This is a genomic window from Nocardioides sp. (assembly GCF_041600255.1).
Taxonomy (GTDB): domain Bacteria; phylum Actinomycetota; class Actinomycetes; order Propionibacteriales; family Nocardioidaceae; genus Nocardioides.
Map to the genome: position 1 here is coordinate 1 of NZ_JBFIKK010000168.1, position 5,957 is coordinate 5,957.

A 5,957-nucleotide genomic window follows, 5' to 3' on the forward strand; every position below is an offset into this window, starting at 1 on the left:
CATGTCTGTGTCCCTCGGTCCTACAACGTTCTCAACATGACCCCCGCAAGGGACCAGCGCGCGTCGCGGTGCCTATCTCGACGTAGTTGCGCCAGCAGCGTCTGCCCGGACCATGACGGCCTACGACTGCCTCGACGTCGTCGCGGAGGCGAATCCTGGGGGACCCACCTCATCTGCGCCCCTGGGTCCCCCCTCGCGCACCAGATCACGAAGGCCCCGACTCCGGTCGGGGCCTTCGTGCGTTGACGGCTCCACACGTGGGGCGCCACGCAACGCTCAGGCCCGCACCCGCACCCGCAGCGTGTGGTGACCGGTCACCCCGTCCGGGAACGGAGGAGTCCGTTCGCCCGCCTGGACGGTCCCGTCGGCGGCGACGCAGCGCGCCGACACGACGTACCTGCCCGGACCCAGGTCGAGAACCGCGCGCCACCGTCGCCACGAGGAGGCTCCGAGATTCTCGGCCAGCTCGGCCGAGAACCAGTCGCCGTCGTCGACCCGGACCTGGACGTCGGCGACGCCGCCGTTCGCGGGTGCCCACGCCGTTCCGACCACCGTGCAGGACCCTCCGACCTCGACGCTGCCCTGGGGCGCCCGGGGCGGCATCGCGATCGTTCCGGGGTGGTCGATGCGCGCCATCAGCGGGGGGACGACCTCGTCCCGCGGCCAACCACGCCTCACCCAGGTGGCGATCTCCTGTCCGCGGGGCACCAGGGAGAGCCGCTGCAGCCACTTGGTGCCGGTGTACTGGCCGACGAGCCCGGGAGTCACGATCCGGGCCGGGAACCCGTGCCCCGCGGTGAGCGTGCGGCCACCCATCCCGACCACCACCCAGGCGTCGGCATCCAGCGCCTTGGTGAGGGGGAGGACCTGCCGGTAGCCGTCGACGGCCTCCATCACCAGGTCGACAGCGGAGGTGTCGTCGGGGATCTCGACGCCGAGGGTGTCGAAGACCTGACGGAGATCGATGCCGGTCCAGCGCTGGTGCCCGAGGCGGTCCCACCCGAGCCGGTTGTGGACGCACACCAGCAGGGCGTCGCGCTCCCGGAGCGGCAGATCCAGGAGCCGGTCATGGGTGATCCAGGCTCGGGTCCCGTCGAGGCCGACGACCTCGAGCCGCCAGGTCGCGGGGTCGACCAGGGGCGAGCGGAGGTTGACGTCGGTCTGGTAGAAGCGATCGAGGCCGGTGAACAGCGGTTCGGCGCCCGTCCACCGCTCGGCACCGTCGGTCACGGCCGGCAGCGGGTCCTCGACCAGGATCGGCTTCCCCGCCTGGTCCTGGGCCGACTCGAGAGCCGTCAGGCGCCGGCGTGCCGACAGGTAGCCCGCGAGCCCGATCGCGCCGGCGACGGCGCCGACCACAGGTCCTCGGGGGTGTTGGCGGCCCGGGGTCGCCAGGCCGGCAGCGAGTGCGGCACCGGCCACCAGGTTCGCCCTCAGCGCGGGCTTGTCGGTCGTCCCGAGGAACCTGATCGACTCCTCGACCACGGGCAGGGGGACGAGGTCGACGACCACCTGGCCGATCCAATCGACGAGGCTGTCACCCGACCTCGAGGCCAGCCGCTCGGTGAGGCCGAGCAGCAGCAGCGCGCCTCCGGCGGCGTCGACACGAAATCCGATCATCGCCTCAATCTAGGCCCGACGGAGGCGTGGCGTGCCGAGATCGCGCCGCGTCGGGATGGGATCGCTGCAAGCCACCCGGGCACACGACCAACTAGAGTGCCCACGCCCGGGAAAGGGGCCCCAGATGCTCACGGTGTTGGCAGGGACCGAGGTCCCGGCGTTCCTCGCCCCCTCGGCCGCGCTCGTGGTCGCGGCCGCCGCGGTCGGCTACCTCAGCGTCAAGGCCCGGGTGGTCCCGATCGTGGGCTTCCTGGTCGCGGGCGTGCTGATCGGTCCGGCCCAGCTCGGTCTGGTCGCGAACAGCGAGAGCGTCCGGGCGGTCGCCGAGATCGGCGTGATCCTGCTGCTGTTCACGATCGGCATCGAGTTCTCGCTCGAGCGGTTGGCCAAGGTCTGGCGCTGGATCGTGCTCGGCGGCGGCGCCCAGGTCACCCTGGCCGTCGGTGCCACGGTCGGCCTGGTGGCGATCCTGGGCGAGAACTGGCGGATCGGGCTCTTCACCGGCTTCGTGGTGGCCCTCTCCAGCACGGCGATCGTGCTGACGATCCTGGCCGACCGCGGCCAGACCAACAGCGTCCAGGGCCGCCTGGCGCTCTCGGTGCTGATCCTGCAGGACCTCGCCGTGGTGGCGATGGTCGTCGTCATCCCGCTGCTGGCGGCCGACGCCGACGGCGGCGTCACCCCGCTGCTGCGCGCGCTGGGTACGGCGGTCGCGGTGATCGCCGTCGTCCTGATCGTCGCCCGACGGCTGATGCCTCCGGTGCTGGGACGGGTGGCGGCGCTGTGCTCGCCCGAGGTGTTCCTGCTCACCATCATGGCGATCTGCCTGGGCACCGCCTACCTGACCGCACTGGCCGGCGTCAGCGTCTCGCTGGGCGCCTTCCTCGCCGGCCTGGTGGTCAGCGAGAGCCGGCAGAGCACGCAGGCGCTGGCCGAGATCCTGCCGCTGAAGATCCTTTTCTCGGCCGTCTTCTTCGTCTCGGTCGGGATGCTGCTCGACCTCTCCTTCGTCTTCGCCAACCTGCCCCTGGTGCTCGCGCTCGCCCTCGGCGTCCTGGTGCTGAAGGCGTTGACCACCACGCTCGCGCTGCTCCCCACCGGCGTCGGGTGGCGCCAGGCGCTGGCGGCCGCGCTGCTGCTCGGCCAGATCGGCGAGTTCTCCTTCGTGCTGCTGACCGCCGGCGACGACGCGGGCCTGAGCCCGGCCGGGCTGGACGACGACGGCTTCCTGGCGGTCGTGGCGGTCACCGTGCTGCTGATGGTGCTCACCCCGATGCTCGCCGCCGTCGGCAACCGGCTGGTGGCGGCGGGGCCGCAGCCGGAGCACCCGGAGGAGGACGTGTCCGGAGCCGAGGGCGAGTGGAGCGACCACGTGGTGATCCTCGGCTGGGGCTCGGACAGCATAGAGCTGGCCCGTGAGCTGACCAGCCGGGAGATCCCGGTGGTGATGACGACGCTCAACCCCGAAGGGGTCCGGGCCGCGGACGCCGCCGGGCTGGCGGTCGTCACCGGCGACCCGACGCGGTCCTCGATCCTGGAGCACGTCGCGGTCGCGGACGCCCGGCTGGTCGTGATCGCCGAGGACGAGCCGGAGCGCACCGCCGAGATCGCCACCATCGTGCGCGACCTGACGCCGGCGCCGATCGTGGCGCGGGCGCACTCGCACGAGGGGCTGGCGATCTACGCCACCGCCGGCGTCGACCACCTGATCGACCCCCAGGCCGCCAGCCGCTACCACCTCTTCATCACCGTGCTCGACCGGTTGGGTCTGCCGCGGCACCCGCCCCCGCCGCCCGGCTCCCGGGAGCGCACCTGGGCGGACACCTCGCAGCTGGTGCACCGGCCGGTGCCGGACGACGCGGGCTGCAGCCACGCCGAGCACTCGGTGCCGGTGCTGCCCACCACCCAGGCCTGTCTGGCGTGTCTGCGCGACGGCGCGGAGTGGGTGCACCTGCGGGTCTGCCTGGGCTGCGGCCACGTCGGCTGCTGCGACTCCTCGGTCGGCCGGCACGCCCGCGCGCACGCCGCCGAGGCCGGGCACCCGGTGATGGGCAGCGCGGAGCCGGGTGAGGCGTGGGGCCACTGCTACGTGGACGACGTCACCTTCGAGTGACCGAGCGACTCAGCCCGGGCGCGCGTCCCGGAAGGCCTGGACGGCGGTGCGCAACGACGGGAAGATCCGGTCCGGGCCGATCCGCTCGACCAGCCCCGACGGGCGGAGCTCGGCCAGCAGGTCCTGCTTGACCCGGGCCAACCCGAAGACGATGCCGCGCCCGGTGAGCTCGGCACGCAGGGACTCCAGGGCGTCCAGGGCGGTGATGTCGACGGTGACCATCGCCTCGGTGTTCAGCACGAACCATTCCACCGGCGTGCTCGACGCCGCCACCGACGCCAGGGCCCGCTCGCGGAAGTCCTCGGCGTTGGCGAAGAACAGCGGCGAGTCGTAGCGGTAGATCATCAGCCCGGGCACGACCGCGGCGTCCGCGAAGTCGGCGACGTCGTGCATCCCGGCCATCCCGGGCACGTTGCCCTGCACCGCGTCGTGCGGGTGGGCCACCCGGCGCAGCAGGTCGAGGATCGAGAGCCCGATCGCCACGAGGACGCCGACCAGCACGCCCACGACGAGTACGGCGAGCGTCGTACCGAGCGCGAGGACCAGCTCGCTGCGCCGGAACGCCGCGAACCGGCGCAGCTCCGAGAGCTCGACCAGCTTCACCGCCGCGTAGACCACCACCGCGCCCAGGGCCGCGGTCGGGAACGCCGACAGCAGCGGCCGGGCGGTCAGGATCGCGACCACCGTGAAGAGCACGGTGAACCCGCCCGCCAGCTGTGTCCGCGCGCCGACCGCGTGCGCGATCGCCGTCCGGCTGCCGCTGCTGCTGACCGGGAAGCCGTGCAGCAGGCCGGCGCCCAGGTTGGCCGCGCCCAGGGCCAGCAGCTCGCGCTTGTCGTCGACCCGGTGCCCGGCCCGGGCAGCGAACGCCCGCCCGGTGAGCACGTTGTCGGTGTAACCCACGAACGCCACCCCCAGCGCCGGCGCCAGCAACGGCAGCACCTCGCTCGCCGACAGGGCCGGCAGCCCCGGCACCGGCAGCCCGGCCGGGATCTCGCCGACCACCGTCACGCCGCGGGCCCGCAGGTCGAGCAGCGCCACCGCGGCGGTGGCGCCGAGCATGCCCAGCAGCGCGACGGGCGCTCGCGGCCAGAACGCCGAGCCGAGCAGCATCGCGACCAGGGTGCCGAGCCCGAGCGCCAGGGTCGGCAGGTGCGCCTGGTCGAGGCGGGTGAGCACGTCGGCGGTCTCGGCGACCACACCGTCGGCCTCGGACGCGATCCCGGTCAGCCGACCGGACTGGGAGAGCACCATGATCACCGCGATCCCGGCCATGTAGCCGACCAGCACCGGGCGCGAGAGCAGCTGCGCCAGCGCCGCCAGGTGACCGAACCAGCCGAGCAGGCAGAAGAGCGCCACCACCAGTGCCAGCGCGGCCGCGAACTCGGTCGGCTGCCGCGTCGCGCCGGCCACCGAGCCCAGCGCGGCGGCGGTCATCAGCGCCGTCGTGGACTCTGGTCCGACCGAGAGCAGGGGCGAGGAGCCGAGCAGCAGGTACGCCGACAGCGCCCCCACCGCCGCCCACAGCCCGACGACGGCCGGCACCCCGGCCAGCGCGGCGTACGCCATCACCTGCGGGATCAGGTACGCCGTCACCGTGACGCCGGCCAGCAGGTCGCCGCGCAGCCAGGAGCGCTGGTAGCCGACGGTCCACGCGGGGAGGTGCCGGCGGGCGTCCATCCCTCAATGTAGGCCGACCCGGACGGTGGGCGACCGGACCGGGAGTCCCGACCGGGGGCGACCAAAGACCCTGACTGGACCCACCGCGGCGAGCCCATGCTGGAGGCACCCGACGCAAGGAGCTCGCATGAGCGGCGCGACCCTGACCTTTCTCGGCGCCGCCGGCACCGTGACCGGGAGCAAGTTCCTCGTCGAGGCGGGCGGGCACCGGGTCCTGGTCGACTGCGGCCTCTTCCAGGGGCGACGGGAGTGGCGTCGGCGCAACTGGGAGCCGTCGCCGTTCGACCCGGCGAGCCTCGACGCGATCGTGGTCACCCACGCCCACCTGGACCACTCCGGGCATCTGCCGATCCTGGCGCGCGACGGTTTTACCGGCCCGGTGGTGGTCAGCGCGGACACCGCCCGCCTGGCCAGCATCGTGCTGCGGGACTCGGCGTACCTGGCCGAGGAGGAGGCCCGCCGGTCGGCCGAGTCGGGGTTGAGCCGGCACGACCCGCCGCTGCCGCTCTACGTCTCCGCCGATGCCGAGCGGGCGATCCGTCTC

The 5,957-nt window shown here is 73.3% G+C and carries 4 protein-coding genes; 2 read left to right on the top strand and 2 right to left on the bottom strand.

What is annotated here, in order from left to right:
• Window positions 1-276 precede the first annotated feature (276 nt).
• The gene (locus tag ABZE72_RS15235; RefSeq protein ID WP_372729882.1) at window positions 277-1,620 is read right to left on the bottom strand and encodes a molybdopterin-dependent oxidoreductase; all 1,344 of its coding nucleotides are present in this window, start codon (window positions 1,618-1,620) and stop codon (window positions 277-279) included.
• A 124-nt stretch (window positions 1,621-1,744) separates the two neighbouring features.
• Here ABZE72_RS15235 and ABZE72_RS15240 point away from each other — a divergent pair, with 124 nt between their 5' ends.
• Window positions 1,745-3,733, top strand: a complete 1,989-nt coding sequence (locus ABZE72_RS15240) for a cation:proton antiporter (protein WP_372729883.1) — start codon at window positions 1,745-1,747, stop codon at window positions 3,731-3,733.
• 9 nt (window positions 3,734-3,742) lie between these two features.
• On the opposite strand, the gene ABZE72_RS15245 is transcribed toward ABZE72_RS15240, so the two are convergent.
• The gene (locus tag ABZE72_RS15245; protein WP_372729884.1) at window positions 3,743-5,413 is read right to left on the bottom strand and encodes a SulP family inorganic anion transporter; all 1,671 of its coding nucleotides are present in this window, start codon (window positions 5,411-5,413) and stop codon (window positions 3,743-3,745) included.
• A gap of 127 nt (window positions 5,414-5,540) precedes the next feature.
• Between ABZE72_RS15245 and ABZE72_RS15250 the strand changes: the two genes are divergently transcribed.
• Window positions 5,541-5,957: MBL fold metallo-hydrolase (locus tag ABZE72_RS15250; RefSeq protein WP_372729885.1), on the top strand; the 417-nt coding region annotated here is incomplete at its 3' end.

Coding starts and splice junctions, on each gene's coding strand:
- ABZE72_RS15235 (WP_372729882.1), bottom strand. CDS start 1,620: ATGATCGGATTTCGTGTCGACGCCGCCGGAGGCGCGCTGCTGCTGCTC.
- ABZE72_RS15240 (WP_372729883.1), top strand. CDS start 1,745: ATGCTCACGGTGTTGGCAGGGACCGAGGTCCCGGCGTTCCTCGCCCCC.
- ABZE72_RS15245 (WP_372729884.1), bottom strand. CDS start 5,413: ATGGACGCCCGCCGGCACCTCCCCGCGTGGACCGTCGGCTACCAGCGC.